This window comes from Pseudomonas sp. MWU16-30316, assembly GCF_020515645.1.
Classification (GTDB): domain Bacteria; phylum Pseudomonadota; class Gammaproteobacteria; order Pseudomonadales; family Pseudomonadaceae; genus Aquipseudomonas; species Aquipseudomonas cerasi.
On record NZ_JAIZAZ010000001.1, the window covers coordinates 14,945 to 40,589 of the forward strand.

Here is a 25,645-nt window from a genome sequence, read left to right on the forward strand (position 1 = left end):
GCCCTGTCATTTGCTTTTCTTGTAAGACAATAGCGTCGCAAGACAACAGTGGAGCTAGTAGATGGCAACTATCAACCAGCTGGTACGTCAGCCGCGTAAGCGTATCGTCGAGAAATCCGACGTACCTGCGCTGCAGAACTGCCCGCAACGTCGCGGTGTGTGCACTCGTGTGTATACCACCACGCCGAAAAAACCTAACTCGGCATTGCGTAAAGTCTGCCGTGTGCGCCTGACCAACGGTTTCGAGGTTTCCTCGTACATCGGTGGTGAAGGTCACAACCTGCAAGAGCACAGCGTGGTACTGATCCGTGGCGGTCGTGTAAAAGACTTGCCAGGTGTTCGTTATCACACCGTTCGTGGTTCTTTGGATACTTCCGGCGTTAAAGGTCGTAACCAGGGTCGCTCGAAATACGGTACCAAGAAGCCTAAGTAGTTTTTGGCTTCTGTTTGAAATTGCAGATTTCTATTTTTCTGAGTCGATAAGAGTAAGGTCGGGCGCATCCCTCGCAGGATGGTGGTCCCGAGCTAACCTGAAGACCGTTTGAGGGCTTATCCATGCCAAGAAGACGCGTAGCAGCCAAGCGCGAAGTGCTTGACGATCCAAAATACGGCAGCCAGATTCTGGCCAAGTTCATGAACCACGTAATGGAAAGCGGCAAGAAAGCCGTTGCCGAGCGTATCGTTTATGGCGCGCTGGAAAAGGTTAAAGAACGTAAGAACAGCGACCCCCTGGAAATCTTCGAGAAAGCTCTCGACGCCATCGCTCCGCTGGTCGAAGTAAAGTCGCGCCGTGTAGGCGGTGCTACTTACCAGGTTCCTGTCGAAGTTCGTCCGTCCCGTCGTAATGCTCTGGCAATGCGTTGGCTGGTAGACTTCGCGCGCAAGCGCGGTGAGAAGTCAATGGCGCTGCGTTTGGCTGGCGAACTGCTGGACGCCGCCGAAGGTAAAGGTGCTGCGGTCAAGAAGCGTGAAGACGTGCACCGTATGGCTGAGGCCAACAAGGCTTTCTCGCACTACCGCTTCTAATTTCAGCGTCACTAATTTTGCGAGGGCTTTATGGCTCGTACTACTCCGATTGGCCGCTACCGTAACATTGGTATCGTTGCTCACGTGGATGCTGGTAAAACCACCACCACCGAGCGCGTCCTTTTTTACACCGGCAAAAGCCACAAAATGGGCGAGGTGCATGACGGCGCCGCGACCACGGACTGGATGGTTCAGGAGCAGGAGCGTGGTATTACCATTACTTCTGCTGCTATTACTGCCTTCTGGCAGGGTTCCGAGAAGCAACACAAAGATCAATACCGTTTCAACGTCATTGACACCCCGGGCCACGTTGACTTCACCATTGAAGTTGAGCGTTCCCTGCGTGTACTCGACGGCGCGGTCGTTGTGTTCTGTGGTACTTCCGGCGTAGAGCCGCAGTCCGAAACCGTATGGCGTCAAGCCAACAAGTACGGTGTTCCACGTATCGTTTACGTGAACAAGATGGACCGTGCAGGTGCGAACTTTCTGCGCGTAATCGCTCAGATCAAGCAGCGCCTGGGTCACACCCCGGTGCCGATCCAGCTGGCCATTGGCGCCGAAGACAACTTCCAGGGTCAGATCGATCTGATGTCCATGGAAGCTGTTTACTGGAACGATGCCGACAAGGGTATGGTTCCGCGTCGTGAGCCTATCCCTGCTGAACTGCAGGAACTGGCTGACGAATGGCGCAGCAACATGGTCGAGGCTGCGGCCGAAGCCAGCGAAGAGCTGATGAACAAGTACCTCGAAGGTGAAGAACTCTCCAACGAGGAAATCAAGGCCGCTCTGCGTCAGCGTACTATCGCTGGCGAGATCGTTCTTGCTGTTTGCGGTTCTTCCTTCAAGAACAAGGGCGTTCCCCTGGTTCTCGACGCCGTGATCGACTACCTGCCGGCTCCGACCGACATTCCAGCTATCAAGGGTTCCGATCCTGATAACGAAGAAGTCCTGATGGAGCGTCATGCAGACGACAACGAGCCGTTCTCGGCTCTGGCGTTCAAGATCGCTACCGACCCATTCGTGGGTACCTTGACTTTCGTCCGCGTTTACTCGGGCGTGTTGGCATCCGGCGACGGCGTGATCAACTCGGTCAAGGGCAAGAAAGAGCGTGTGGGTCGTATGGTGCAGATGCACGCAAACGCCCGCGAAGAGATCAAGGAAGTACGCGCTGGTGACATCGCGGCCTTGATCGGCATGAAGGACGTCACCACTGGTGAGACCTTGTGCAACGCTGACAAGCCAATCATCCTGGTTCGCATGGACTTCCCGGAGCCGGTTATTTCGGTTGCCGTTGAGCCTAAAACCAAGGATGACCAGGAAAAAATGGGTATCGCACTGGGCAAACTTGCTCAGGAAGACCCGTCTTTCCGCGTCAAGACTGATGAAGAGACTGGTCAAACGATCATCTCTGGCATGGGCGAGCTGCACCTGGACATCCTGGTTGACCGGATGCGCCGTGAGTTCAACGTCGAAGCCAACATCGGCAAGCCTCAGGTTTCCTATCGTGAGCGCATCACGAAGAATTGTGAAATCGAAGGCAAGTTCGTTCGTCAATCCGGCGGTCGTGGCCAGTTCGGTCACTGCTGGATCCGTTTTGCACCTGCTGACGAAGGTCAGGAAGGTCTGCAATTCGTAAACGAAGTGGTAGGTGGTGTTGTTCCCAAGGAATACATCCCGGCTATCCAGAAGGGTATCGAAGAGCAGATGAAGAACGGCGTTGTTGCCGGCTATCCGCTGATCGGCCTGAAGGCTACCGTGTTTGATGGTTCCTACCATGACGTCGACTCGAACGAGATGGCGTTTAAGGTGGCTGCCTCCATGGCGACCAAGCAACTGGCCCAGAAGGGCGGTGGTGAGTTGCTTGAGCCGATCATGGCGGTAGAGGTTGTTACGCCTGAAGACTATATGGGTGACGTGATGGGCGACCTTAACCGCCGTCGCGGCATGATTCTGGGTATGGAAGATACGGTTTCCGGCAAGGTAATTCGTGCCGAGGTTCCGTTGGGTGAGATGTTCGGTTATGCGACCGACGTTCGCTCCATGTCTCAGGGTCGCGCAAGCTACTCTATGGAATTCAAAAAATACAATACAGCTCCGTCGCACATCGTCGAAACTGTAACCAAAAAACAAGGCTGATTCAGCGCCTTTAGGCTAGGAGTTATTTGTCGTGGCTAAAGAAAAATTTGATCGTTCCCTCCCGCACGTCAACGTTGGCACCATTGGTCACGTTGACCACGGTAAAACCACGCTGACCGCTGCTCTGACTCGCGTCTGCTCCGAAGTTTTCGGTTCGGCTGCTGTTGAATTCGACAAGATCGACAGCGCACCGGAAGAGAAAGCTCGTGGTATTACCATTAATACCGCGCACGTTGAATACAAATCGTTGATCCGTCACTACGCTCACGTTGACTGCCCAGGTCACGCTGACTACGTGAAGAACATGATCACCGGTGCTGCCCAGATGGACGGCGCGATTCTGGTTTGTTCGGCCGCTGATGGTCCGATGCCACAAACCCGTGAGCACATCCTGCTGTCCCGTCAGGTTGGCGTTCCGTACATCGTGGTTTTCCTGAACAAGGCTGACCTGGTAGACGACGCTGAGCTGCTGGAACTGGTTGAGATGGAAGTGCGCGATCTGCTGAGCACTTACGACTTCCCAGGCGACGACACTCCGATCATCATCGGTTCTGCTCGTATGGCTCTGGAAGGTAAAGACGACAACGAAATGGGCACCACTGCCGTTCGTAAACTGGTTGAAACACTGGACTCCTACATTCCAGAACCAGTTCGTCTGACCGACAAGCCGTTCCTGATGCCAATCGAAGACGTGTTCTCGATCTCCGGTCGCGGTACTGTTGTGACTGGTCGTATTGAGCGCGGTATCGTCAAGGTTCAGGATCCACTGGAAATCGTTGGTCTGCGTGACACTACCGTCACCACCTGCACCGGTGTTGAAATGTTCCGTAAGCTGCTCGACGAAGGTCGTGCTGGCGAGAACTGCGGCGTTCTGCTGCGTGGTACCAAGCGTGACGACGTTGAGCGTGGCCAGGTTCTGGTCAAGCCAGGCACCGTCAAGCCGCACACTCAGTTCGAAGCTGAAATCTACGTTCTGAGCAAAGAAGAAGGCGGTCGTCACACTCCGTTCTTCAAAGGCTACCGTCCACAGTTCTACTTCCGTACTACCGACGTAACTGGTAGCTGCGAACTGCCGGAAGGCGTAGAAATGGTTATGCCAGGTGATAACGTTAAAGTTTCCGTTACTCTGATCAAGCCAATCGCAATGGAAGATGGTCTGCGTTTCGCAATCCGTGAAGGCGGTCGTACCGTCGGCGCTGGCGTCGTGGCCAAAATCATCGCGTAAGCGTTGATTCCCAAAAAGAGCCCCCGCAACGCGGGGGCTTTTTTATTGGGTTGACACCTAGTGAGGTCGTCTATAGAATTGCGCCTCCTTTTAACGGGCGTATTGCGCTCGGTGGGAACAGCAATCTGGAGTCTGAATCCAATGCAAAACCAGCAAATCCGTATCAGGTTGAAGGCTTTTGACCATCGCCTGATCGACCAATCAACCCAGGAAATCGTGGAAACCGCGAAACGTACTGGTGCACAGGTGCGTGGTCCGATTCCACTGCCGACTCGTAAAGAGCGGTTCACCGTTCTGGTTTCTCCGCACGTCAACAAAGACGCGCGCGACCAGTATGAGATCCGTACTCACAAGCGTGTTCTGGACATTGTTCAGCCAACGGAAAAAACCGTTGATGCGCTTATGAAGCTTGATCTTGCGGCCGGTGTGGAAGTTCAGATCAGCCTCGGCTAAGACTTGGGTCTTAGTCGTGTAACGCTCTGAAATGGGCGGCCATAGCGGGTGAAAGCCCCGTACACTCATGAGGTTTACAACATGACTATTGGTGTAGTCGGTCGTAAATGCGGTATGACCCGTATTTTCACCGAAGAAGGTGTCTCCATTCCGGTCACGGTCATTGAGATCGAGCCGAATCGCGTCACTCAGTTCAAAACCGAAGAAACCGATGGCTATCGTGCAGTGCAAGTCACTGTCGGCGAGCGTCGCGCTTCGCGTGTTACAGCCGCTCAGGCTGGCCACTTCGCTAAGGCGAACGTTGCCGCCGGTCGTACCGTCATGGAATTCCGTCTTGAAGAAGGCGACTACCAGGCTGGCGATCAGATCAACGCTGAAATCTTCGCCGCTGGTCAACTGGTTGATGTAACCGGTCAGTCCAAGGGTAAAGGCTTCCAGGGTACGATCAAGCGTTGGAATTTCCGTGGTCAAGACAATACCCACGGTAACTCCGTCTCCCACCGCGTCCCAGGCTCTATCGGCCAGTGCCAGACTCCTGGTCGTGTATTCAAGGGCAAAAAAATGTCCGGTCATATGGGCGCTGAGCGCGTGACCGTGCAGTCCCTGGAAGTAGTGCGCGTGGACGCTGAACGCAATCTGTTGTTGGTCAAGGGTGCTGTTCCTGGCGCTACTGGCGGCAACCTGGTTGTACGTCCGGCAGCCAAGGCTCGCGGTTAAGGGGAAGCTGACATGCAATTAAATGTAAATGACGCTCAGGCAATCGAAGTTTCCGAACTGACATTTGGCGGCGAATTCAACGAGACGCTGGTTCACCAGGCAGTCGTGGCCTACATGGCTGGCGGTCGTCAGGGTAGCAAGCAGCAAAAGACCCGTTCCGACGTTCGTGGTGGCGGTAAGCGCCCTTGGCGTCAGAAAGGTACTGGCCGTGCTCGTGCCGGTACTATCCGTAGCCCAATCTGGCGTGGCGGCGGTACCACTTTCGCGGCTCGTCCTCAGGATCACACTCAGAAGCTCAACAAGAAGATGTATCGCGCTGCTCTGCGCTCCATCCTTGCTGAACTGGTTCGTACTGATCGTTTGGTCGTGGTTCAGGACTTCGCTGTTGAAGCACCGAAAACCAAAGATTTGCTGAACAAGCTGACTGGCATGGGCCTGACTGACGTCCTGATCGTGTCTGACGCTGTTGACCAGAATCTGTACCTGGCTGCTCGTAACCTGCCGCACGTTGATGTACGTGACGTTCAAGGTTCCGATCCAGTTAGTCTGATCGCATACGACAAAGTGTTGATCACTGTGTCGGCCGTGAAGAAATTCGAGGAGCTGCTGGGATGAACCAGGAACGCGTATTTAAAGTTCTGCTTGGCCCGCACGTTTCCGAGAAGGCTACGGTTCTTGCAGACAAAAAAGGTCAGTTCGTTTTCAAGGTTGCTACTGACGCAACCAAGCTGGAAATCAAGAAGGCCGTCGAAAGCCTGTTCAGCGTGAAAGTAGAGCGTGTTACTACCCTGAATGTTCTGGGTAAGAGCAAGCGCACTGCTCGCGGTCTGGGCAAGCGTAATGACTGGAAGAAGGCAGTTATCTCCCTTCAGCCAGGCCAAGATCTCGATTTCAGCAGCAGTGCTGAGTAAGGAAGGGGTGCATCATGGCAATCGTTAAATGCAAACCGACTTCCCCTGGCCGCCGTTTTGTGGTCAAGGTGGTCAACCAGGAGCTGCATAAAGGCGCTCCTCACGCACCGCTGCTCGAGAAAAAATCGAAGTCTGGTGGTCGTAACAACAATGGTCGTATTACTACCCGTCATATCGGTGGTGGCCATAAGCAGCATTATCGTCTGGTCGACTTCCGTCGCAACGACAAGGATGGCATCGCTGCCACCGTCGAGCGTATCGAATACGATCCAAACCGTACTGCTCACATTGCTCTGCTGCTTTACGCAGACGGCGAGCGCCGCTACATCATCGCCCCTAAAGGCGTAAGTGCTGGCGACCAGCTGATTGCAGGTGCTCTGGCACCAATCAAGCCGGGCAACGCTCTTCAACTGCGCAACATTCCAGTTGGTAGCACCGTACACGGCATCGAACTGAAGCCAGGTAAAGGCGCACAGATCGCTCGTTCCGCTGGTGCCTCGGCACAGCTGATCGCTCGTGAAGGTGTGTACGTTACCCTGCGTCTTCGCTCCGGTGAAATGCGTAAAGTACTGTCTGAGTGCCGTGCAACGCTGGGTGAAGTCTCGAACTCCGAGCACAGCCTTCGTTCGCTGGGTAAAGCGGGTGCCAAACGCTGGCGTGGCGTTCGCCCAACCGTTCGTGGTGTTGCCATGAACCCGGTTGACCACCCACATGGTGGTGGTGAAGGTCGTACCTCTGGTGGTCGTCATCCGGTATCGCCGTGGGGCTTCCCGACTAAGGGCGCGAAGACTCGTGGTAATAAGCGTACCGACAAAATGATCGTCCGTCGTCGCAAGTAAATAGAGGGATACGACAGTGCCACGTTCTCTGAAAAAAGGTCCTTTTATTGATCTTCACCTACTGAAGAAGATCGAAGTGGCGGCGGAAAAGAACGATCGCAAACCAGTTAAGACCTGGTCGCGTCGTTCGATGATCCTGCCACAAATGGTCGGTTTGACCATTGCAGTGCATAACGGTCGCCAGCATGTTCCAGTTCTCGTGAACGAAGACATGGTCGGCCATAAACTAGGCGAGTTTGCCGGTACCCGCACATATCGTGGGCACGTGGCAGACAAGAAAGCCAAGCGTTAAGGGGTAAGGAACGATGGAAGTAGCCGCTAAGTTGTCGGGCGCTCGAATCTCCGCCCAGAAAGCCCGCTTGGTCGCCGACCAGATCCGCGGGAAGAAGGTGGGCGAAGCGCTCAACCTGTTGGCTTTCAGCAGTAAGAAAGCCGCCGAGATCCTGAAGAAAGTGCTGGAGTCGGCTGTAGCCAACGCCGAGCATAACGAAGGCGCAGACGTTGATGACCTCAAGGTCTCCACCGTTTTCGTCAACGAAGGGCGTTCGCTGAAGCGCATCATGCCACGTGCTAAAGGCCGTGCTGATCGCATCGTCAAGCGGTCTTGCCATATCACTGTCAAGGTTGCTGACAAGTAACGGAGTCGAAGAGATGGGTCAGAAAGTACATCCCATTGGCATTCGCCTGGGAATCGTCAAGGAGCACACCTCCGTCTGGTACGCAGACGGTCGGACTTATGCGGACTATTTGTTCGCTGATCTGAAAGTGCGTGAGTACCTCCAAGACAAATTAAAAAGCGCGTCCGTCAGCCGTATCGATATCCATCGTCCGGCTCAGACAGCACGTATCACCATCCACACCGCTCGTCCAGGTATCGTTATCGGGAAGAAAGGTGAAGATGTTGAGAAACTGCGTCAGGACCTGACCAAGCAAATGGGTGTGCCTGTGCACATCAATATCGAAGAGATCCGTAAGCCGGAGCTCGACGGTATGCTGGTTGCGCAGAGCGTAGCTCAGCAGCTGGAGCGTCGCGTAATGTTCCGTCGCGCTATGAAGCGCGCTGTTCAGAACGCCATGCGCATTGGTGCCAAAGGCATCAAAATCCAAGTGAGCGGTCGTCTCGGCGGTGCTGAAATCGCACGTACTGAATGGTATCGCGAAGGTCGTGTGCCACTGCACACCCTGCGTGCCGACATCGACTATGCCAACTACGAAGCTCACACCACTTACGGTGTGATCGGTGTAAAGGTTTGGATCTTCAAAGGCGAAGTAATTGGTGGTCGCCAAGAAGAACTGAAACCACAAGCACCAGCGCCTCGTAAAAAAGCTGCTAAGTAAGGGGTACGCCAAATGTTGCAACCAAAGCGTACGAAGTTCCGCAAGCAGATGACCGGCCACAACCGTGGTCTGGCACTGCGCGGTAGCAAAGTCAGCTTCGGCGAGTTCGCGCTGAAGTCTGTTGCTCGTGGTCGTCTCACCGCTCGTCAGATCGAGTCAGCGCGTCGTGCTCTGACCCGTCACGTTAAACGTGGCGGCAAGATCTGGATCCGTGTGTTCCCGGACAAGCCTGTAACCAAAAAGCCACTCGAAGTTCGGATGGGTAAAGGTAAGGGTAACGTGGAGTACTGGGTTGCCCAGATTCAGCCAGGCAAAGTCCTGTATGAAATCGAGGGTGTTACTGAAGAGCTGGCGCGTGAGGCTTTCGCCCTGGCTGCTGCAAAGCTGCCGCTCGCCACCTCCTTTGTTAAGCGGACGGTGATGTGATGAAAGCGAATGAACTTCGTGAAAAATCAGCACAGCAGCTGAACGAGCAACTGCTCGGCCTGCTGCGCGACCAGTTCAATCTGCGTATGCAGAAAGCAACTGGCCAGTTGGGGCAGTCTCATCTGCTCTCGCAAGTTAAGCGTGACATCGCTCGCGTGAAAACTGTGCTCAACCAGCAGGCAGGTAAGTAATCATGGCTGAAGCCGAAAAAACTGTCCGTACGCTGACTGGCCGTGTTGTCAGCGACAAGATGGACAAGACCATCACCGTTCTGATCGAGCGTCGCGTAAAGCACCCGATCTACGGTAAATACGTTAAGCGTTCGACTAAGCTGCACGCGCACGACGAAACCAATCAATGCCATATCGGCGACAAGGTCACTATTCGTGAAACTCGTCCGGTAGCCAAGACCAAGTCTTGGGCATTGGTTGATATCCTCGAACGCGCTGTGGAAGTCTAAGGGCTAGGGGTCGGAGAAATTATATGATTCAGACTCAATCCATGCTCGATGTGGCCGATAACAGCGGCGCACGCCGCGTTATGTGCATCAAGGTGCTGGGTGGCTCCCATCGTCGTTACGCTGGTATCGGTGACATCATCAAAGTAACCGTCAAGGAAGCAATTCCTCGCGGCAAGGTGAAAAAAGGCCAAGTGATGACTGCAGTTGTAGTCCGCACTCGCCACGGTGTTCGTCGTGCAGACGGCTCCATCATCCGCTTCGATGGCAACGCTGCTGTTCTGTTGAACAACAAGCAAGAGCCGATCGGTACCCGTATCTTTGGGCCAGTGACCCGTGAACTTCGTACTGAGAAGTTCATGAAGATCGTCTCGCTCGCCCCAGAAGTGCTCTAAGGAGATCCGACATGCAAAAGATTCGTCGTGACGACGAGATCATCGTGATCGCCGGCAAAGACAAAGGTAAGCGCGGTAAGGTGCTCAAGGTTCTCGCTGACGACCGTTTGGTCGTTGGTGGGATCAACCTGGTGAAGCGTCATACCAAGCCAAACCCGATGTCGGGCGTACAGGGCGGTATCGTCGAGAAAGAAGCGCCAATGCACGCTTCCAACGTCGCCATTTTCAACGGCGCAACCAACAAGGCTGACCGCGTTGGTTTCAAAGTTGAAGACGGCAAGAAAATTCGTGTCTTCAAGTCGACCCAAAAAGCGGTTGATGCTTGAACACTGCTAGGTAGAAGACCATGGCACGACTAAAAGAGATTTACCGGAAGGAAATCGCTCCGAAACTTAAGGAAGAACTTAAGCTTTCGAACGTGATGGAAGTTCCGCGCGTTACCAAAATCACCCTGAACATGGGTCTGGGCGAAGCGATCGGCGACAAAAAAGTCATCGAGCACGCTGTTGCTGACCTGGAAAAGATCACCGGTCAAAAAGTCGTTGTGACTTACGCTCGGAAATCCATCGCTGGCTTTAAAGTCCGTGAAGGTTGGCCGATCGGTGTCAAAGTGACTCTGCGCCGCGATCGTATGTACGAATTCCTGGATCGTCTGCTGTCGATCTCCCTGCCTCGGGTTCGCGACTTCCGCGGCCTGAATGCCAAGTCCTTCGATGGTCGTGGTAACTACAGCATGGGCGTAAAAGAGCAGATCATCTTCCCGGAAATCGACTACGACAAGATCGATGCTCTCCGCGGTCTGGACATTACCCTGACCACCACTGCCAAGAACGATGATGAAGGTCGCGCATTGCTGCGTGCTTTCAAATTCCCGTTCCGCAACTGATTGGAGTAGGAAAATGGCCAAGAAGAGCATGAAAAACCGTGAGCTGAAGCGTCAGCTCACCGTTGCAAAGTACGCCAAGAAGCGTGCAGAGCTGAAAGCAATCATCGTTGATCTGAACGCAAGTCCAGAAGCGCGTTGGGAAGCTACCGTAGCCCTGCAGAAGCAACCACGTGACGCAAGCGCTGCGCGCATGCGTAACCGTTGCCGCATCACTGGTCGTCCACACGGCGTTTACCGCAAGTTCGGCCTCGGCCGTAACAAACTGCGTGAAGCAGCCATGCGTGGCGACGTACCAGGTCTGGTCAAAGCCAGCTGGTAAGGCGCACCTCTCGCTTCGTGCCAGCCGGTTGCGCAAGTCACCGGTCGGCATGAAGCCTGAATTTGAATCAAGCCCCTATTGGGGCTTGATTCATTTCCGGCGTAGGACTAGAATTGCCGGCTCGCCTGAGCCCGTGTTTTTACTTGCCCGGAAGTTCTCGGCGATCAAGCTGTAGCCGCAAGGCTAATTATTTTGTTTTAGGAGCGTCTAGCCCATGAGTATGCAGGACCCGTTAGCGGACATGCTAACTCGTATCCGTAATGCCCAGATGGCTGAAAAGCCCGTCGTAAGCATGCCATCTTCCACGTTGAAGGTTGCTGTAGCAAAAGTCCTGAAGGACGAAGGCTACATTGCGGGTTATCAGATCAGCAGCGAAGTTAAATCCTCGCTGTCCATCGAGCTTAAGTACTTCGAAGGCCGTCCGGTCATTGAAGAGGTTAAGCGCGTCAGCCGCCCAGGCTTGCGTCAGTACAAGTCCTCCGATGATCTGCCGAAAGTTCGTGGCGGTCTTGGTGTGTCTATCGTCTCCACCAGTAAAGGTGTGATGACGGATCGTGCTGCGCGCGCTGCCGGTGTCGGTGGCGAAGTGCTTTGCACTGTGTTCTAAGGGGGGATAAGCATGTCACGCGTAGCTAAGAACCCCGTTAAGTTGCCATCCGGCGTCGAAGTCAAACTCGTCGGCCAGCAGCTTTCGGTGAAGGGTGCCAAGGGCACTCTGGAACTGAACATCCATTCGTCCGTTGAGATTGTTGAAGAAGCTGGTGAGCTGCGTTTCGCTGCTCGCAATGGCGATCAACAAACCCGCGCAATGGCAGGCACCACTCGTGCACTGGTTAACAACATGGTCCAGGGCGTAAGCCAAGGCTTCGAGCGTAAGCTCCAGCTGGTCGGTGTTGGTTACAAGGCGCAAGCAAAAGGCACGGTCCTGAACCTTGCACTTGGCTTCTCGCACCCGGTGGACTATGAATTGCCGAATGGCATCACCGCTGAGACCCCCAGCCAGACCGATATCCTGATTCGTGGTATCGATAAGCAGTTGGTTGGTCAAGTGGCCGCTGAGATCCGCGACTTCCGCCGTCCTGAGCCTTACAAAGGCAAAGGTGTGCGTTACGCGGACGAAGTCGTCCGCCGTAAAGAAGCCAAGAAGAAGTAGGGCATAGCAAATGACCGTCAAAAAAGTTACCCGACTGCGTCGCGCTCGCAAAGCACGCCTGAAAATGCACGAGCTGGAAGTCGTGCGTCTCTGCGTGCACCGCTCTTCGCAGCACATTTATGCCCAGGTCATCTCGGCCGACGGCAGCAAAGTCCTGGCAAGCGCCTCGACTTTGGACAAAGAACTGCGTGATGGCGCCACTGGCAACATCGACGCGGCCACTAAGGTTGGCAAGCTGGTCGCCGAGCGCGCGAAAGCCGCGGGTGTATCGCAAGTCGCTTTCGACCGTTCTGGCTTCAAGTACCACGGCCGTGTCAAAGCGCTGGCTGATGCTGCTCGTGAAGGCGGGCTGGAGTTCTAAGTTATGTCAAATCACGACCAAAAACGCGACGAAGGCTACATCGAGAAGCTGGTTCAAGTTAACCGCGTGGCCAAAACCGTAAAAGGCGGCCGTATCTTCACTTTCACTGCGTTGACCGTAGTGGGTGATGGTAAAGGGCGCGTTGGCTTCGGCCGTGGCAAGTCACGTGAAGTGCCTGCTGCAATCCAGAAAGCGATGGAAGCTGCTCGTCGCAACATGATTCAGGTTGATCTGAACGGCACTACCCTGCAGTACGCGATGAAGTCTGCTCATGGCGCCTCCAAGGTGTACATGCAGCCTGCTTCTGAAGGTACCGGTATCATCGCTGGCGGCGCAATGCGCGCAGTGCTGGAAGTTGCTGGTGTCCAGAACGTATTGGCCAAGTGCTACGGTTCGACTAACCCGGTAAACGTGGTTCACGCTACGTTCAAGGGTTTGAAGGGCATGCAGTCTCCTGAGTCGATCGCTGCCAAGCGTGGCAAGCGTGTTGAGGAGATCATCTGATCATGGCTACCGTTAAAGTAACGCTGATCAAAAGCATGACCGGCCGCATCCCTAATCACAGATTGTGCATTAAGGGTTTGGGTCTGCGTCGCATCGGTCACACTGTAGAAGTCCTGGATACTCCCGAAAATCGCGGGATGATCAACAAGGCTTACTACATGCTGCGAGTCGAGGGTTAATCGATGAAACTCAATGATCTGAGTCCAGCGCCGGGTTCCCGTCGCGAAAAGCATCGTCCGGGCCGTGGTATCGGTAGTGGTTTGGGCAAGACCGGTGGCCGTGGCCACAAAGGTCAAAGCTCCCGCTCCGGTGGCACTATTGCTCCGGGCTTTGAGGGCGGCCAACAGCCGCTGCATCGTCGCCTGCCAAAATTCGGTTTCGTTTCCCTGAAGGCCATGGACCGCGCAGAAGTGCGTCTGTCCGAGCTGGCTAAAGTGGAAGGCGACATCGTAACTGTGCAGTCCCTGAAAGATGCCAACGTGATTAACCAGAACGTTCAGCGTGTGAAAATCATGCTGTCGGGCGAAGTTACTCGCGCTGTCACTATCAAGGGTATCGCCGCCACCAAAGGTGCGCGTGCGGCTATCGAAGCAGCTGGCGGCAAGTTCGAGGAATAAATGGCTAAGCAAGGTGCTCTCTCAGCGCTCGGCAAAGGCGGTATGTCTGAACTCTGGGCTCGTCTGCGTTTTCTGTTCCTGGCGATTATCGTCTACCGAATAGGCGCACACATCCCGGTTCCAGGTATCAACCCGGACCGACTCGCAGAACTGTTTCGACAGAATGAGGGGACCATTCTTAGCTTGTTCAACATGTTTTCCGGCGGCGCGCTGGAACGGATGAGCATCTTTGCACTGGGGATCATGCCGTACATTTCGGCATCGATCATCATGCAGTTGATGACCGCCGTCAGCCCGCAGCTGGAGCAGTTGAAGAAGGAAGGTGAAGCTGGCCGTCGCAAGATAAGCCAGTACACCCGCTATGGCACCGTTGTCCTGGCTCTGGTCCAAGCTATCGGCATGTCCGTTGGTCTGGCGAGTCAGGGGGTCGCGTTTTCTGGGGACCTGGGTTTCCACTTTGTGGCCGTAACTACCTTCGTGGCAGGTGCGATGTTCATGATGTGGCTGGGCGAGCAGATCACCGAGCGCGGTGTCGGCAACGGTATCTCGATGTTGATTTTCGCAGGTATCGTCGCCGGTCTTCCGAGAGCAATAGGGCAGTCTTTCGAGTCTGCACGTCAGGGTGATATCAATATCTTCGCTCTGGTTGCAATCGGTTTGCTGGCGGTAGCGATCATCGGTTTTGTGGTGTTCATTGAGCGTGGTCAGCGTCGTATCGCTGTTCACTACGCCAAGCGTCAGCAGGGCCGCAAGGTCTTCGCTGCGCAGACCAGCCACTTGCCGCTGAAAGTGAACATGGCTGGTGTAATACCGGCCATTTTCGCGAGCAGCATTTTGCTGTTCCCGGCTTCGTTGGGGTCCTGGTTCGGTCAGTCTGAAGGTCTGGGCTGGTTGCAGGACATCTCGCAGTCGATCGCTCCTGGTCAGCCGTTGAATATTCTGCTGTTTAGTGCAGGGATTATTTTCTTCTGCTTCTTCTATACGGCGTTGATGTTCAATCCGAAAGATGTAGCGGAAAACCTGAAGAAGTCCGGTGCCTTTATTCCGGGTATTCGTCCAGGTGAGCAGTCGGCACGCTATATTGATGGCGTTTTGACTCGCTTGACCATGTTCGGTGCTCTATATATGACGGCCGTGTGTCTGCTTCCCCAGTTCCTGGTGGTCGCGGCAAACGTACCGTTCTACCTTGGCGGGACCTCGTTGCTGATCGTGGTCGTGGTTGTGATGGACTTTATGTCGCAAGTGCAATCTCACCTCGTTTCGCACCAGTATGAATCCCTGATGAAGAAAGCCAACCTGAAGGGCTACGGTGGCAGCGGCGGTATGCTGCGCTGAAGCACCCCTAAGGTTCGAGGAGTTGGTGATGAAAGTTCGTGCATCGGTGAAAAAGCTGTGCCGTAACTGCAAGATTATCCGCCGCGAAGGTGTGGTTCGAGTAATTTGCAGCGCGGAACCACGTCATAAGCAGCGCCAAGGCTGATTGTGATTTGTGCTTAAGCCCAGCAGCTAGTGCGCTGCTGGGTTGATTATTTGTTACTACAGCGATATTATCTCGCGCCCTATTTCTTGGCTTCCGGGGCGTAGGTAGCTGTCAATTGGAGTCCCACTGAATGGCCCGTATTGCAGGCGTTAACATTCCAGATAACAAGCATACTGTTATCTCGTTGACCTACATCTATGGTGTTGGTCGCACCACCGCACAGAAAATTTGTGCAACCACCGGCGTAAATCCGGCGGTGAAAATCAAAGATCTGAGCGACGAGCAGATTGAACAGCTGCGTGGCGAAGTGGCGAAGTTCACCACTGAAGGTGACCTGCGTCGCGAAATCAACATGAAAATCAAGCGCTTGATGGACCTGGGCTGCTACCGCGGTCTGCGTCATCGTCGTGGTCTTCCAGTGCGCGGTCAGCGTACCAAGACCAACGCGCGTACTCGCAAAGGTCCGCGTAAGCCGATCCGCAAGTAATCGCACCAGCGCAACGACAGGAATTTAGTCATGGCAAAACCTGCTGCTCGTCCTCGTAAAAAAGTTAAAAAGACAGTGGTTGATGGCATCGCCCACATCCACGCGTCGTTTAACAACACAATCGTCACCATTACCGATCGTCAAGGTAACGCTCTTTCGTGGGCTACCTCCGGCGGTTCGGGTTTCCGTGGTTCGCGCAAGTCCACCCCGTTCGCTGCTCAAGTAGCTGCTGAACGTGCTGGTCAAGCTGCGCTGGAGTACGGTCTGAAGAACCTCGACGTCAATGTCAAGGGTCCAGGCCCAGGTCGTGAATCCGCTGTCCGTGCATTGAACGGCTGTGGCTATAAGATCGCCAGCATCACCGACGTGACGCCAATCCCGCACAACGGGTGCCGTCCGCCGAAGAAGCGCCGCGTGTAATCCAGGAGACTGTAAGAAATGGCTCGTTACATTGGTCCAAAATGCAAACTTGCTCGTCGTGAAGGCACCGATCTCTTTCTGAAGAGCGGCGTTCGCGCTATCGAATCCAAGTGCAACATCGAAGCAGCTCCAGGTATCCACGGCCAACGTCGTGGTCGCCAGTCCGATTACGGTACTCAGCTGCGTGAAAAGCAAAAAGTCCGTCGTATCTACGGCGTTCTCGAGCGTCAGTTCAGCGGCTACTACAAAGAAGCCGCCGGCAAGAAAGGTGCAACAGGCGAGAACCTGCTGCAACTGCTCGAATGCCGTCTGGACAACGTTGTATACCGCATGGGCTTCGGCTCGACGCGTGCCGAATCCCGTCAATTGGTTTCGCACAAGTCGGTCAGCGTAAACGGCAAAACCGTTAACGTTCCTTCTTATCAGGTTCGTGCTGGCGACGTTGTTGCTATCCGCGAAAAAGCTAAGAATCAGCTGCGTATTGTCCAGGCTCTCGATCTGTGTGCCCAACGTGGCCGCGTAGAATGGGTAGAAGTAGACACTGAGAAGAAATCGGGCGTTTTCAAGAACGTTCCAGCTCGCAGTGATCTATCCGCCGACATCAACGAAAGCCTGATTGTCGAGCTCTACTCCAAGTAAGGGCTAGAAAATAGGTGCATCCATGCAGATTTCGGTAAATGAGTTCCTGACACCCCGCCACATTGATGTGCAGGTTGTCAGTCCAACCCGCGCCAAAATCACTCTCGAGCCTCTCGAGCGTGGTTTCGGCCATACCCTGGGCAACGCGCTTCGCCGCATTTTGTTGTCCTCCATGCCCGGCTGTGCAGTAGTCGAGGCCGAGATTGACGGTGTACTCCATGAGTACAGCGCCATCGAAGGTGTACAGGAAGACGTCATTGAAATCCTGTTGAACCTTAAAGGTCTGGCTATCAAGCTGCACGGTCGAGACGAAGTTACGCTGACCTTGTCGAAGAAGGGTTCGGGGGTGGTTACCGCTGCCGATATTCAGCTGGATCATGATGTCGAGATCGTTAACCCCGATCACGTAATCGCTAACCTGGCGTCTAACGGCGTCTTGAACATGAAGCTCACCGTAGCTCGTGGTCGTGGTTATGAGCCGGCAGACTCGCGTCAAAGCGATGAAGACGAAAGCCGCAGCATTGGTCGCTTGCAGCTTGACTCTTCGTTCAGCCCGGTTCGCCGTATCGCATACGTGGTGGAAAACGCCCGTGTCGAGCAGCGTACTAACCTGGACAAGCTGGTTATTGATCTGGAAACCAACGGTACTCTGGACCCTGAAGAGGCTATCCGTCGCGCTGCAACCATCCTGCAACAGCAGTTGGCTGCGTTCGTGGACCTCAAAGGCGACAGCGAACCAGTGGTAATCGAACAGGAAGACGAGATCGATCCGATCCTGCTTCGTCCGGTTGACGATTTGGAACTGACCGTGCGTTCGGCCAACTGCCTTAAGGCGGAGAACATCTACTACATCGGTGATCTGATTCAGCGCACCGAAGTAGAGCTGTTGAAGACTCCGAACCTGGGCAAGAAATCCTTGACCGAGATCAAGGACGTTCTGGCTTCTCGTGGTCTCTCCCTCGGCATGCGCCTCGACAACTGGCCGCCGGCAAGTCTTAAGAAGGACGACAAGGCTACGGCCTGATCGTCGTAATCACCGAACGCGAGTTTGGTAAGGAATGAACCATGCGTCATCGTAAAAGTGGACGTCACCTGAGCCGTACCAGCTCTCACCGCAAAGCCATGTTCCAAAACATGGCGGTGTCGCTGTTCGAGCACGAGCTGATCAAAACTACCCTGCCGAAAGCCAAGGAACTGCGCCGCGTTGCCGAGCCGCTGATCACCCTGGCCAAGGAAGACAGCGTTGCCAACCGTCGTCTGGCTTTCGACCGTACTCGTTCGAAAGAAATCGTCGGCAAACTGTTCAACGATCTGGGCAAGCGCTATGCAACCCGTCAGGGCGGCTACCTGCGCATCCTCAAGTGCGGTTTCCGCGCTGGCGACAACGCGCCAATGGCGTACGTCGAGCTGGTTGATCGTCCTGTCGGTGGCTCTGTAGAAGCTGCTGAATAAGACATCAGTTTGAACATGAAACCGGGCCTAGTGTCCGGTTTTTTGTTTTCCGGAATTAAGAATTGCTATCGATAGTCATGATTTAATGAATTCGACGCTTCAATAGCTTTCGGCAATACTTCCTCCCAAGCCGATCAGCCGGCTATACACACCAGAGGAAGATGTAGATGAGCCAGAAGACCCTTACGACCGCCAGCGGTGCCCCAGTCGCAGACAATCAGAACTCCCGTTCGGCAGGCCCACGTGGTCCTCTACTGCTTGATGATTTCCATCTGATCGAAAAGCTTGCCCACTTCAACCGTGAGAACATCCCGGAGCGTCGCGTGCATGCCAAGGGATCGGGTGCTCATGGCACGTTCACCGTGACCCGCGACATCAGCCAGTACACCAGCGCCAGGCTGTTCGACACGGTGGGCAAGCAGACACCGATTTTCCTGCGCTTCTCCACCGTAGGCGGAGAGCGTGGTTCGGCTGACACCGAGCGTGACCCGCGCGGCTTTGCGATCAAGTTTTACACCGAGGAAGGTAACTGGGACATCGTGGGCAACAACACGCCGGTGTTCTTTATCCGTGACCCTCTGAAATTCCCTGACTTCATTCACACTCAGAAGCGCCTGCCGCAGACCAATCTGAAAAGTCCTCAGATGATGTGGGATTTCTGGTCGCACTCGCCTGAGGCGCTGCACCAAGTCACCATTCTGTTCTCTGATCGTGGCATTCCGGACGGCTACCGTCACATGCACGGCTTCGGCAGCCACACCTATAGCCTCATTAGTGCTGCAGGCGAGCGTCATTGGGTGAAGTGGCATTACAAGACCCGCCAAGGGATCAAGAACCTGGCGCCCGCAGACGCTGCGCGGATTGCCGGTACTGATCCCGATTACGCTCAGCGCGATCTGTTCACTGCCATCGAGAAGGGCGACTTCCCCAAGTGGCAGGTGTGCATTCAGTTGATGACCGAGGCTCAGGCTGCGAATCATCATGAGAACCCGTTCGACGTGACCAAGACCTGGTCGCAGAAAGAATACCCGCTGATCGAGGTCGGCGAGCTGGAGTTGAACCGTAACCCTTTCAACTACTTTGCCGAAGTCGAGCAGGCCGCGTTCGGCCCGAGCAACATGGTGCCAGGCGTTGGCCTTTCGCCAGACCGTATGCTGCAAGGGCGCGTATTTGCCTACGCCGATGCGCATCGCTACCGCGTGGGTACCAATCACCAGCAGTTGCCGATCAATGCCCCCAAGAGTCCTGTACACAGCTATCAACGTGACGGGGCGATGGCCTTCGGCACCAATGGTGGTGCGGCGCCAAACTATGAACCGAACAGCTATTCGGATGCGCCGAAAGAAGATCCGCGCTACGCAGAGCCTGCGCTGTCTCTGAGCGGTGCCGCAGATCGTCATGATCATCGGGTAGACGGTGATTACTACAGTCAGGCAGGCAAGTTGTTCAACCTGATGAGCGCTGATCAGAAAGCGCTGTTGATCGGCAACATTGCCGGGGCAATGGCAGGCGTTTCCAGTGACGTGGTTCAGCGTCAGTTGCAGCATTTCCACAAAGCCGACCCTGCTTACGGAGAAGGCATCGCAAACGCATTGAGCATAAAACTGGGCTGAGTCGAAGTGAGAAACAGAACCGCCCTCATTTGGGCGGTTTTTCGCTTCTTAACGGCGTAATTTCGCCACTTTTCGTCGGTTTATTGCGTTTTTCTAAGTGACCTCGCGCGACGCTTGGTTCAAACTAGCGCCTTTGAAGCAGGAGTCTGGTGCGATGCAAGGCCACCCGGAAGTAATCGATTATCTCAACACGTTGCTCACGGGCGAACTGGCAGCTCGTGACCAATATTTCGTTCACTCACGTATGTACGAAGACTGGGGCTTTTCGAAGCTCTACGAGCGTATCAATCATGAGATGGAAGAAGAGGCGCAACACGCTGATGCGCTGATGCGTCGTATCCTCATGCTCGAAGGCACGCCGCGCATGCGCCCTGACGACCTCGACGTCGGCACCACAGTGCCTGAGATGCTCGCCAGCGATCTGCGTCTCGAATACAAGGTACGTGCTGCCCTGTGCAAGGGTATCGAGCTCTGTGAGCTGCACAGCGACTACGTGACCCGCGAAATCCTGCGCGTACAGTTGGCTGATACGGAAGAAGACCATACCTACTGGCTCGAACAGCAGATGGGGCTGATCAAGTCCATCGGCCTGCAGAACTACCTGCAATCGCAGTTCTGATTCAGCCGCTCATGAAAAAGCTCCTGCACTTGCGTGACAGGAGCTTTTTTGTATCCGGGTTCGACTGACGCCGACCCCGTTTTTCATCACTAGCGTCAGGCCTTGTCTCTGATCAACAGAGGTTTCAGGTAGTGACCAGTGTAGGACTGTTCCATCTCGGCGACCTGTTCAGGTGTGCCCGTTGCAATGATCTGCCCACCTCTCGAACCGCCTTCCGGACCCAGATCCACCAGCCAGTCGGCCGTCTTGATCACGTCCAGGTTGTGTTCGATCACCACCACGGTATTGCCGTGGTCGCGCAAGCGATGCAATACATCCAGCAACTGCTGAATATCCGCGAAGTGCAGGCCTGTGGTCGGCTCGTCGAGGATGTACAGCGTCTTGCCGGTGTCGCGCTTGGACAGCTCACGTGACAGCTTGACCCGTTGCGCCTCACCGCCTGACAAGGTCGTCGCCGATTGCCCCAGCTTGATATAGGAAAGTCCGACATCCATCAGGGTTTGCAGCTTGCGCGCCAGTGCAGGAACGGCATCGAAGAACTCACGCGCTTCCTCGATGGTCATCTCCAGCACTTCATGGACGTTCTTGCCCTTGTACTTGATCTCAAGCGTTTCACGGTTGTAACGCTTGCTCTTGCACACATCGCAGGGCACGTAGATGTCCGGCAAAAAGTGCATCTCGACCTTGATCAGTCCGTCGCCCTGGCACGCCTCGCAGCGGCCGCCCTTGACGTTGAACGAGAACCGCCCCGGACCGTAGCCCCGCGAGCGTGATTCCGGAACCCCGGCGAACAGTTCGCGAATCGGCGTGAACAGCCCGGTGTAGGTCGCCGGGTTGGAACGCGGCGTACGACCGATAGGGCTCTGGTCGATGTCCACCACTTTGTCCAGATGCTGCAGACCATTGATGCTGTCGTGCGTAGCCGCTTCCAGCGTGGTGGCGCCGTTCAGTGCTGTAGCACTAAGCGGGAATAGCGTGTTGTTGATCAGCGTCGACTTGCCCGATCCGGAAACCCCCGTCACGCAGGTCAACAGACCGATAGGGATTTCGAGATTGACGTTTTGCAGGTTGTTGCCACGCGCGCCCTTGAGGGTTAGCGAGAGCTTTTTGTTACGCGGGGTGCGCTTGGCAGGAACGGCAATCTTCACGCGGCCCGAGAGGTATTTGCCGGTCAGCGAGTCGGGATGCGACATCACTTCGTCCGGCGTACCTTCGGCAACGATATGACCACCATGCACGCCGGCCCCCGGGCCGATGTCGACCACGTAGTCGGCCAGGCGAATCGCATCTTCATCGTGCTCGACCACAATCACCGTATTACCGATGTCGCGCAGATGCTTGAGCGTGCCCAGCAAACGATCGTTGTCGCGCTGGTGCAGACCGATGGACGGCTCATCGAGGATGTACATCACCCCGACCAGGCCCGCGCCGATCTGGCTGGCCAAACGAATACGCTGTGCTTCGCCGCCGGACAGGGTGTCCGCGCTACGATCCAGGGTCAGATAGTCCAGGCCCACGTTGACCAGAAACTGCAGACGCTCACGAATTTCCTTGAGAATCTTGTCGGCGATCTCGCCACGCCGTCCGGTCAGCTTGAGGGTTTCGAAGTAATGCGTCGCGTCGCCAATCGGCAGATTGGTGACTGCAGGCAGAGTCTTTTCACCCACCCACACGTGGCGCGCTTCACGACGCAGACGAGTGCCTCGGCAGTCAGGGCAGGGCTGCGTGCCCAAGAACTTGGCGAGCTCTTCGCGGACTGTGGCCGATTCGGTTTCCCGATAGCGACGTTCCAGATTCGGCACGATGCCTTCGAACGGGTGCGCACGCTTGACGATATCGCCACGGTCATTCAGGTAGCGGAAATCGACACTCTGCGAGCCGCTGCCGTTGAGCAGAATCTTCTGCATGTCGGCCGGGATCTGCTTGAAGGGCATTTCCAGGCTGAAGCCATAGTGTTTGGAGAGCGAGCCGAGCATCTGGAAGTAATAGACGTTACGCCTGTCCCAGCCTCGTATCGCGCCTTCGGCAAGTGTCAGTTCGGCATTCACCAGCCGCTTGATATCGAAGAACTGCTTCACGCCCAGGCCGTCACAGGTCGGGCAGGCGCCAGCCGGGTTGTTGAAAGAGAACAGCTTCGGTTCCAGTTCGCTGATCGCATGGCCACAGATAGGGCAGGCGAAGCGGGCGGAGAAGATCACTTCCTCGCCCGGCTCGTCGTCCATTGGCGCAACCAGGGCGATACCGTCGGCCAGCTTCAGGGCTGTTTCAAAGGACTCGGCCAGACGCTGCTGCAGGTCGGCGCGGACCTTGAAACGGTCAACGACCACGTCGATCGAGTGCTTCTTTTGCTTGTCCAGCTTCGGCAGCTCATCCAGCTCGCACAGCTTGCCGTTGACTCGCGCCCGGACAAAGCCCTGCGCGCGCAGCTCTTCAAAAACCGAAAGATGCTCACCCTTGCGTTCGCGGATAACCGGCGCAAGCAGCATCAATTTGCTGCCTTCCGGCTGGGTCAGCACCAGGTCGACCATCTGGCTGACCGTCTGGGCTTCGAGCGGGATATCGTGGTCGGGGCAGCGAGGCTGGCCGACGCGCGCATACAAAAGACGCAGGTAGTCGTAGATTTCGGTGATCGTACCCACGGTCGAGCGCGGGTTGTGCGATGTAGACTTCTGCTCGATGGAAATCGCCGGCGACAGACCTTCGATCGTGTCGACGTCCGGTTTTTCCATCATCGACAGAAACTGGCGGGCATAGGCCGACAGCGATTCGACATAGCGGCGTTGCCCTTCGGCGTACAGCGTATCGAAAGCCAGCGAAGACTTGCCTGAGCCGGAGAGCCCGGTGATAACGATCAGTTTGTCGCGGGGAAGTGTCAGGTCAATATTTTTCAGGTTGTGGGTTCGTGCCCCACGTATCAGGATCTTGTCCACTGCGGCCTCGCTTGGCGGGCATAAACGACGGAGTATAAGGCTCCGAGCCATTACGCGGCAAAGCGTCGCGTATGTGCTGTACAACGATGGGACTGGTAGAATCGCCGCCGGTTCACACGAGGTTATTCCATGCACGATACCCACAGCGAGCGTATGAGTAGCGGCGAGACCCGCGCAGCAGGCGGTCTGGCCCTGGTGTTCGCGTTCCGCATGCTTGGCATGTTCATGGTTTTGCCGGTTCTGGCAACCTACGGCATGGACCTGGCAGGCGCGAGCCCTGCACTGATCGGTCTGGCGATTGGCGCCTACGGCCTGACCCAGGCGGTGTTGCAGATACCGTTCGGGATCATTTCCGACCGTATCGGCCGGCGACCGGTCATTTATTTCGGCCTGATCATCTTTGCGATCGGCAGCGTGGTGGCGGCGAACGCGGATTCGATCTGGGGAATCATTGCCGGACGTATCCTGCAGGGGGCGGGCGCTATTTCCGCGGCGGTCATGGCGCTGCTCTCCGACCTGACCCGCGAACAGCACCGCACCAAGGCCATGGCCATGATCGGCATGACCATCGGCCTGTCGTTCGCCATCGCCATGGTCGTCGGCCCGGTCATCACCGGCATGTTCGGTCTTTCCGGGTTGTTCCTGGCCACTGGCGGCATGGCCTTGATAGGTGTTCTCATCGTCGCCTACGTGGTGCCCAAGGCCAGCGGGCCATTAATGCACCGCGAGTCCGGCGTCGCCAAACAGGCGCTGGGGGCGACGTTGCGTCATCCGGACCTGCTGCGCCTGGATTTGGGTATCTTCGTGTTGCATGCGATGCTCATGTCCAGCTTCGTGGCCTTGCCGCTGGCGCTGGTCGAAAAAGCCGGTTTGCCCAAGGAACAACACTGGTGGGTCTACCTGACCGCTTTGTTGGTTTCCTTCTTCGCGATGATCCCGTTCATCATCTATGGCGAGAAGAAACGTCAAATGAAGCGCGTTCTGCTGGGCGCCGTCACAGTTTTGATGCTGGCTGAGCTATTCTTCTGGGCCTACGGGGACACGTTGCGGGCACTGGTCATCGGGACAGTGGTATTCTTCACTGCGTTCAACCTGCTGGAAGCGTCATTGCCGTCGTTGATCAGCAAGGTTTCACCGGCCGGCGGAAAAGGCACGGCAATGGGAGTTTATTCCACCAGCCAGTTTCTTGGATCGGCCGCAGGTGGGATACTGGGCGGCTGGTTGTTCCAGCACGGTGGTCTCGATGCGGTGTTCCTGGGTGGTGCAGCCATGGCCGCCGTCTGGCTCGCCTTCGCAGTGACCATGCGAGAACCGCCTTACGTGACCAGCCTACGTCTGCCGTTGTCGCCGCAGGCGCAGCGTGAAGCAGGCCTGGCAGAGCGCTTGATGTCCGTAGCAGGCGTGACAGATGCAGTGGTGGTTGCGGAAGAGGCAGCCATCTACATAAAACTCGACACAAAATTATTGGATCGTACCTCTCTCGAAAAGCTGGTCAATCCAGCGTCAGAAGCGTGCGAAGCCTAGGAGAACGTTATGGCCCGTGGGGTTAACAAAGTCATATTGGTCGGTACATGCGGCCAGGATCCCGAAGTTCGCTACTTGCCTAACGGTAACGCCGTGACCAACCTGAGTCTGGCAACCAGCGAACAGTGGACTGACAAGCAGTCCGGTCAGAAAGTCGAAAAGACCGAATGGCACCGTGTATCGATGTTCGGCAAAGTCGCCGAAATCGCTGGCGAATACCTGCGCAAGGGTTCGCAGGTGTACATCGAAGGCAAGCTGCAGACCCGCGAGTGGGAAAAAGACGGCATCAAGCGCTACACCACTGAAATCGTCGTCGACATGCAGGGCACCATGCAACTGCTGGGCGGCCGTCCTCAGGGCGACTCCCAACAAGGTCAGGGCGGCGGCAACTACAACCAGTCCGCACCTCGTCCACAGCAGTCGCGCCCACAACAATCGGCGCCGCAGCAGTCCGCACCTCAGCAGAACTACAACCAGCAGCCGCCACAACGCGACTCGCGCCCAGCGCCGCAACAACAAGCGCCGCAGCCAGCTGCTGACTTCGACAGCTTCGATGATGATATTCCGTTCTAGCCCGGATAAAAGCCATTTATGTAAAGAGCTTTTGCATAACTGACTGAACTATCTAGTATTTTTGTGATGGGAAGACCTCCAAGATTTGTAAAGATCTTGGAGGTTTTTTTTGGCATGTGTAAAGCAAAGCGAGATAAACCGGACA

The 25,645-nt window shown here is 55.5% G+C and carries 37 protein-coding genes; 36 read left to right on the top strand and 1 reads right to left on the bottom strand.

Annotated features, from left to right (window positions below):
• Positions 1-61: 61 nt before the first annotated feature.
• The 34 genes from rpsL to bfr all read left to right on the top strand — a co-directional run bounded on the left by rpsL (position 62) and on the right by bfr (position 20,473).
• Complete coding sequence (rpsL, locus tag LCH65_RS00080) at positions 62-433, top strand: 30S ribosomal protein S12 (RefSeq protein ID WP_002555494.1); 372 nt, start codon at positions 62-64, stop codon at positions 431-433.
• Positions 434-555: 122 nt separating this feature from the next.
• The gene (gene rpsG / locus LCH65_RS00085; RefSeq protein WP_002555493.1) at positions 556-1,026 is read left to right on the top strand and encodes a 30S ribosomal protein S7; all 471 of its coding nucleotides are present in this window, start codon (positions 556-558) and stop codon (positions 1,024-1,026) included.
• A gap of 30 nt (positions 1,027-1,056) precedes the next feature.
• On the top strand, positions 1,057-3,162 hold the full coding sequence (fusA, locus tag LCH65_RS00090; RefSeq protein WP_003369029.1) for an elongation factor G: 2,106 nt from the start codon (positions 1,057-1,059) through the stop codon (positions 3,160-3,162).
• A 31-nt stretch (positions 3,163-3,193) separates the two neighbouring features.
• Positions 3,194-4,387 carry an elongation factor Tu gene (tuf, locus tag LCH65_RS00095; protein WP_003369027.1) on the top strand — a complete coding sequence of 398 codons (1,194 nt, stop codon included), beginning with the start codon at positions 3,194-3,196 and terminating at the stop codon, positions 4,385-4,387.
• A 141-nt stretch (positions 4,388-4,528) separates the two neighbouring features.
• Positions 4,529-4,840, top strand: coding sequence for a 30S ribosomal protein S10 (rpsJ, locus tag LCH65_RS00100; protein ID WP_002555491.1), 312 nt, complete (start codon positions 4,529-4,531; stop codon positions 4,838-4,840).
• Positions 4,841-4,921: 81 nt separating this feature from the next.
• Entirely contained in the window at positions 4,922-5,557 is a 636-nt protein-coding gene (gene rplC / locus LCH65_RS00105; RefSeq protein WP_002555490.1) for a 50S ribosomal protein L3, read from the top strand.
• A 12-nt stretch (positions 5,558-5,569) separates the two neighbouring features.
• Positions 5,570-6,172, top strand: a complete 603-nt coding sequence (gene rplD, locus LCH65_RS00110) for a 50S ribosomal protein L4 (protein WP_002555489.1) — start codon at positions 5,570-5,572, stop codon at positions 6,170-6,172.
• Complete coding sequence (gene rplW / locus LCH65_RS00115; protein ID WP_002555488.1) at positions 6,169-6,468, top strand: 50S ribosomal protein L23; 300 nt, start codon at positions 6,169-6,171, stop codon at positions 6,466-6,468. Before rplD ends, rplW begins: the two co-directional genes overlap by 4 nt.
• Before the next feature lie 14 nt (positions 6,469-6,482).
• Entirely contained in the window at positions 6,483-7,307 is an 825-nt protein-coding gene (gene rplB / locus LCH65_RS00120) for a 50S ribosomal protein L2 (protein WP_003317104.1), read from the top strand.
• Positions 7,308-7,323: 16 nt separating this feature from the next.
• Positions 7,324-7,599, top strand: coding sequence for a 30S ribosomal protein S19 (gene rpsS, locus LCH65_RS00125; RefSeq protein ID WP_002555486.1), 276 nt, complete (start codon positions 7,324-7,326; stop codon positions 7,597-7,599).
• Between the two features lie 13 nt (positions 7,600-7,612).
• The gene (rplV, locus tag LCH65_RS00130) at positions 7,613-7,945 is read left to right on the top strand and encodes a 50S ribosomal protein L22 (RefSeq protein WP_002555485.1); all 333 of its coding nucleotides are present in this window, start codon (positions 7,613-7,615) and stop codon (positions 7,943-7,945) included.
• Between the two features lie 13 nt (positions 7,946-7,958).
• Positions 7,959-8,645 carry a 30S ribosomal protein S3 gene (rpsC, locus tag LCH65_RS00135; protein WP_003176422.1) on the top strand — a complete coding sequence of 229 codons (687 nt, stop codon included), beginning with the start codon at positions 7,959-7,961 and terminating at the stop codon, positions 8,643-8,645.
• Positions 8,646-8,657: 12 nt separating this feature from the next.
• Positions 8,658-9,071 carry a 50S ribosomal protein L16 gene (gene rplP, locus LCH65_RS00140; protein ID WP_002555482.1) on the top strand — a complete coding sequence of 138 codons (414 nt, stop codon included), beginning with the start codon at positions 8,658-8,660 and terminating at the stop codon, positions 9,069-9,071.
• Complete coding sequence (rpmC, locus tag LCH65_RS00145; protein ID WP_002555481.1) at positions 9,071-9,262, top strand: 50S ribosomal protein L29; 192 nt, start codon at positions 9,071-9,073, stop codon at positions 9,260-9,262. The genes rplP and rpmC overlap by 1 nt, the downstream gene beginning before the upstream one ends.
• A gap of 2 nt (positions 9,263-9,264) precedes the next feature.
• Complete coding sequence (rpsQ, locus tag LCH65_RS00150) at positions 9,265-9,531, top strand: 30S ribosomal protein S17 (protein ID WP_002555480.1); 267 nt, start codon at positions 9,265-9,267, stop codon at positions 9,529-9,531.
• Between the two features lie 23 nt (positions 9,532-9,554).
• Entirely contained in the window at positions 9,555-9,923 is a 369-nt protein-coding gene (gene rplN, locus LCH65_RS00155) for a 50S ribosomal protein L14 (protein WP_002555479.1), read from the top strand.
• A gap of 11 nt (positions 9,924-9,934) precedes the next feature.
• On the top strand, positions 9,935-10,249 hold the full coding sequence (gene rplX / locus LCH65_RS00160; RefSeq protein ID WP_003317102.1) for a 50S ribosomal protein L24: 315 nt from the start codon (positions 9,935-9,937) through the stop codon (positions 10,247-10,249).
• Positions 10,250-10,269: 20 nt separating this feature from the next.
• A complete protein-coding gene (gene rplE / locus LCH65_RS00165; RefSeq protein ID WP_002555477.1) occupies positions 10,270-10,809 on the top strand; it encodes a 50S ribosomal protein L5 in 540 nt (179 codons plus the stop codon).
• A 13-nt stretch (positions 10,810-10,822) separates the two neighbouring features.
• A complete protein-coding gene (gene rpsN / locus LCH65_RS00170; RefSeq protein ID WP_002555476.1) occupies positions 10,823-11,128 on the top strand; it encodes a 30S ribosomal protein S14 in 306 nt (101 codons plus the stop codon).
• A gap of 214 nt (positions 11,129-11,342) precedes the next feature.
• Positions 11,343-11,735, top strand: a complete 393-nt coding sequence (gene rpsH, locus LCH65_RS00175; protein ID WP_002555475.1) for a 30S ribosomal protein S8 — start codon at positions 11,343-11,345, stop codon at positions 11,733-11,735.
• 12 nt (positions 11,736-11,747) lie between these two features.
• Complete coding sequence (gene rplF, locus LCH65_RS00180; protein WP_003369019.1) at positions 11,748-12,281, top strand: 50S ribosomal protein L6; 534 nt, start codon at positions 11,748-11,750, stop codon at positions 12,279-12,281.
• Positions 12,282-12,291: 10 nt separating this feature from the next.
• Entirely contained in the window at positions 12,292-12,642 is a 351-nt protein-coding gene (gene rplR, locus LCH65_RS00185) for a 50S ribosomal protein L18 (protein ID WP_002555473.1), read from the top strand.
• 3 nt (positions 12,643-12,645) lie between these two features.
• On the top strand, positions 12,646-13,146 hold the full coding sequence (gene rpsE, locus LCH65_RS00190) for a 30S ribosomal protein S5 (RefSeq protein ID WP_003317099.1): 501 nt from the start codon (positions 12,646-12,648) through the stop codon (positions 13,144-13,146).
• 2 nt (positions 13,147-13,148) lie between these two features.
• On the top strand, positions 13,149-13,325 hold the full coding sequence (rpmD, locus tag LCH65_RS00195) for a 50S ribosomal protein L30 (RefSeq protein WP_002555471.1): 177 nt from the start codon (positions 13,149-13,151) through the stop codon (positions 13,323-13,325).
• A gap of 3 nt (positions 13,326-13,328) precedes the next feature.
• On the top strand, positions 13,329-13,763 hold the full coding sequence (gene rplO / locus LCH65_RS00200; protein WP_002555470.1) for a 50S ribosomal protein L15: 435 nt from the start codon (positions 13,329-13,331) through the stop codon (positions 13,761-13,763).
• Positions 13,764-15,098, top strand: a complete 1,335-nt coding sequence (gene secY, locus LCH65_RS00205; RefSeq protein WP_002555469.1) for a preprotein translocase subunit SecY — start codon at positions 13,764-13,766, stop codon at positions 15,096-15,098. It begins immediately after the preceding gene.
• Between the two features lie 28 nt (positions 15,099-15,126).
• The gene (gene rpmJ / locus LCH65_RS00210) at positions 15,127-15,243 is read left to right on the top strand and encodes a 50S ribosomal protein L36 (RefSeq protein WP_002555468.1); all 117 of its coding nucleotides are present in this window, start codon (positions 15,127-15,129) and stop codon (positions 15,241-15,243) included.
• 130 nt (positions 15,244-15,373) lie between these two features.
• A complete protein-coding gene (gene rpsM / locus LCH65_RS00215; protein WP_002555467.1) occupies positions 15,374-15,730 on the top strand; it encodes a 30S ribosomal protein S13 in 357 nt (118 codons plus the stop codon).
• A gap of 30 nt (positions 15,731-15,760) precedes the next feature.
• Entirely contained in the window at positions 15,761-16,150 is a 390-nt protein-coding gene (gene rpsK, locus LCH65_RS00220; protein ID WP_002555466.1) for a 30S ribosomal protein S11, read from the top strand.
• Positions 16,151-16,168: 18 nt separating this feature from the next.
• On the top strand, positions 16,169-16,789 hold the full coding sequence (gene rpsD, locus LCH65_RS00225) for a 30S ribosomal protein S4 (protein WP_002555465.1): 621 nt from the start codon (positions 16,169-16,171) through the stop codon (positions 16,787-16,789).
• A 22-nt stretch (positions 16,790-16,811) separates the two neighbouring features.
• Entirely contained in the window at positions 16,812-17,813 is a 1,002-nt protein-coding gene (rpoA, locus tag LCH65_RS00230; RefSeq protein WP_002555464.1) for a DNA-directed RNA polymerase subunit alpha, read from the top strand.
• 41 nt (positions 17,814-17,854) lie between these two features.
• Entirely contained in the window at positions 17,855-18,241 is a 387-nt protein-coding gene (rplQ, locus tag LCH65_RS00235; RefSeq protein ID WP_002555463.1) for a 50S ribosomal protein L17, read from the top strand.
• A gap of 167 nt (positions 18,242-18,408) precedes the next feature.
• The gene (locus tag LCH65_RS00240; protein WP_096108082.1) at positions 18,409-19,854 is read left to right on the top strand and encodes a catalase; all 1,446 of its coding nucleotides are present in this window, start codon (positions 18,409-18,411) and stop codon (positions 19,852-19,854) included.
• 154 nt (positions 19,855-20,008) lie between these two features.
• On the top strand, positions 20,009-20,473 hold the full coding sequence (gene bfr / locus LCH65_RS00245; protein WP_003317095.1) for a bacterioferritin: 465 nt from the start codon (positions 20,009-20,011) through the stop codon (positions 20,471-20,473).
• Between the two features lie 95 nt (positions 20,474-20,568).
• Here the strand turns inward: bfr and uvrA are convergent, their stop codons facing one another.
• Positions 20,569-23,403, bottom strand: coding sequence for an excinuclease ABC subunit UvrA (gene uvrA, locus LCH65_RS00250; protein ID WP_003431812.1), 2,835 nt, complete (start codon positions 23,401-23,403; stop codon positions 20,569-20,571).
• A gap of 129 nt (positions 23,404-23,532) precedes the next feature.
• On the opposite strand from uvrA, the gene LCH65_RS00255 reads away from it, so the two are divergent.
• Together LCH65_RS00255 and LCH65_RS00260 are read left to right on the top strand one after the other, a co-directional pair.
• Positions 23,533-24,927, top strand: coding sequence for an MFS transporter (locus LCH65_RS00255; RefSeq protein WP_003431811.1), 1,395 nt, complete (start codon positions 23,533-23,535; stop codon positions 24,925-24,927).
• Positions 24,928-24,936: 9 nt separating this feature from the next.
• Positions 24,937-25,500: a single-stranded DNA-binding protein gene (locus LCH65_RS00260; RefSeq protein WP_002555458.1), complete on the top strand. Its 564-nt coding sequence runs from the start codon at positions 24,937-24,939 to the stop codon at positions 25,498-25,500.
• The last annotated feature ends 145 nt before the right edge of the window (positions 25,501-25,645 follow it).

What these genes read in the sequence shown, in the direction of transcription:
- rpsL (WP_002555494.1), top strand. Translation starts at nt 62, where the DNA reads ATGGCAACTATCAACCAGCTGGTACGTCAGCCGCGTAAGCGTATCGTC.
- rpsH (WP_002555475.1), top strand. Translation starts at nt 11,343, where the DNA reads ATGAGTATGCAGGACCCGTTAGCGGACATGCTAACTCGTATCCGTAAT.
- rpsM (WP_002555467.1), top strand. Translation starts at nt 15,374, where the DNA reads ATGGCCCGTATTGCAGGCGTTAACATTCCAGATAACAAGCATACTGTT.
- rplC (WP_002555490.1), top strand. Translation starts at nt 4,922, where the DNA reads ATGACTATTGGTGTAGTCGGTCGTAAATGCGGTATGACCCGTATTTTC.
- fusA (WP_003369029.1), top strand. Translation starts at nt 1,057, where the DNA reads ATGGCTCGTACTACTCCGATTGGCCGCTACCGTAACATTGGTATCGTT.
- rplP (WP_002555482.1), top strand. Translation starts at nt 8,658, where the DNA reads ATGTTGCAACCAAAGCGTACGAAGTTCCGCAAGCAGATGACCGGCCAC.
- rpsN (WP_002555476.1), top strand. Translation starts at nt 10,823, where the DNA reads ATGGCCAAGAAGAGCATGAAAAACCGTGAGCTGAAGCGTCAGCTCACC.
- rpoA (WP_002555464.1), top strand. Translation starts at nt 16,812, where the DNA reads ATGCAGATTTCGGTAAATGAGTTCCTGACACCCCGCCACATTGATGTG.
- LCH65_RS00240 (WP_096108082.1), top strand. Translation starts at nt 18,409, where the DNA reads ATGAGCCAGAAGACCCTTACGACCGCCAGCGGTGCCCCAGTCGCAGAC.
- rplN (WP_002555479.1), top strand. Translation starts at nt 9,555, where the DNA reads ATGATTCAGACTCAATCCATGCTCGATGTGGCCGATAACAGCGGCGCA.
- rpsQ (WP_002555480.1), top strand. Translation starts at nt 9,265, where the DNA reads ATGGCTGAAGCCGAAAAAACTGTCCGTACGCTGACTGGCCGTGTTGTC.
- rplF (WP_003369019.1), top strand. Translation starts at nt 11,748, where the DNA reads ATGTCACGCGTAGCTAAGAACCCCGTTAAGTTGCCATCCGGCGTCGAA.
- rpmJ (WP_002555468.1), top strand. Translation starts at nt 15,127, where the DNA reads ATGAAAGTTCGTGCATCGGTGAAAAAGCTGTGCCGTAACTGCAAGATT.
- rpmC (WP_002555481.1), top strand. Translation starts at nt 9,071, where the DNA reads ATGAAAGCGAATGAACTTCGTGAAAAATCAGCACAGCAGCTGAACGAG.
- rplE (WP_002555477.1), top strand. Translation starts at nt 10,270, where the DNA reads ATGGCACGACTAAAAGAGATTTACCGGAAGGAAATCGCTCCGAAACTT.
- LCH65_RS00260 (WP_002555458.1), top strand. Translation starts at nt 24,937, where the DNA reads ATGGCCCGTGGGGTTAACAAAGTCATATTGGTCGGTACATGCGGCCAG.
- rplD (WP_002555489.1), top strand. Translation starts at nt 5,570, where the DNA reads ATGCAATTAAATGTAAATGACGCTCAGGCAATCGAAGTTTCCGAACTG.
- rpsG (WP_002555493.1), top strand. Translation starts at nt 556, where the DNA reads ATGCCAAGAAGACGCGTAGCAGCCAAGCGCGAAGTGCTTGACGATCCA.
- secY (WP_002555469.1), top strand. Translation starts at nt 13,764, where the DNA reads ATGGCTAAGCAAGGTGCTCTCTCAGCGCTCGGCAAAGGCGGTATGTCT.
- rplO (WP_002555470.1), top strand. Translation starts at nt 13,329, where the DNA reads ATGAAACTCAATGATCTGAGTCCAGCGCCGGGTTCCCGTCGCGAAAAG.
- bfr (WP_003317095.1), top strand. Translation starts at nt 20,009, where the DNA reads ATGCAAGGCCACCCGGAAGTAATCGATTATCTCAACACGTTGCTCACG.
- rpsE (WP_003317099.1), top strand. Translation starts at nt 12,646, where the DNA reads ATGTCAAATCACGACCAAAAACGCGACGAAGGCTACATCGAGAAGCTG.
- rplV (WP_002555485.1), top strand. Translation starts at nt 7,613, where the DNA reads ATGGAAGTAGCCGCTAAGTTGTCGGGCGCTCGAATCTCCGCCCAGAAA.
- rplQ (WP_002555463.1), top strand. Translation starts at nt 17,855, where the DNA reads ATGCGTCATCGTAAAAGTGGACGTCACCTGAGCCGTACCAGCTCTCAC.
- rpsC (WP_003176422.1), top strand. Translation starts at nt 7,959, where the DNA reads ATGGGTCAGAAAGTACATCCCATTGGCATTCGCCTGGGAATCGTCAAG.
- LCH65_RS00255 (WP_003431811.1), top strand. Translation starts at nt 23,533, where the DNA reads ATGCACGATACCCACAGCGAGCGTATGAGTAGCGGCGAGACCCGCGCA.
- rpmD (WP_002555471.1), top strand. Translation starts at nt 13,149, where the DNA reads ATGGCTACCGTTAAAGTAACGCTGATCAAAAGCATGACCGGCCGCATC.
- rplX (WP_003317102.1), top strand. Translation starts at nt 9,935, where the DNA reads ATGCAAAAGATTCGTCGTGACGACGAGATCATCGTGATCGCCGGCAAA.
- rplR (WP_002555473.1), top strand. Translation starts at nt 12,292, where the DNA reads ATGACCGTCAAAAAAGTTACCCGACTGCGTCGCGCTCGCAAAGCACGC.
- rpsK (WP_002555466.1), top strand. Translation starts at nt 15,761, where the DNA reads ATGGCAAAACCTGCTGCTCGTCCTCGTAAAAAAGTTAAAAAGACAGTG.
- rpsJ (WP_002555491.1), top strand. Translation starts at nt 4,529, where the DNA reads ATGCAAAACCAGCAAATCCGTATCAGGTTGAAGGCTTTTGACCATCGC.
- rpsD (WP_002555465.1), top strand. Translation starts at nt 16,169, where the DNA reads ATGGCTCGTTACATTGGTCCAAAATGCAAACTTGCTCGTCGTGAAGGC.
- rplW (WP_002555488.1), top strand. Translation starts at nt 6,169, where the DNA reads ATGAACCAGGAACGCGTATTTAAAGTTCTGCTTGGCCCGCACGTTTCC.
- rplB (WP_003317104.1), top strand. Translation starts at nt 6,483, where the DNA reads ATGGCAATCGTTAAATGCAAACCGACTTCCCCTGGCCGCCGTTTTGTG.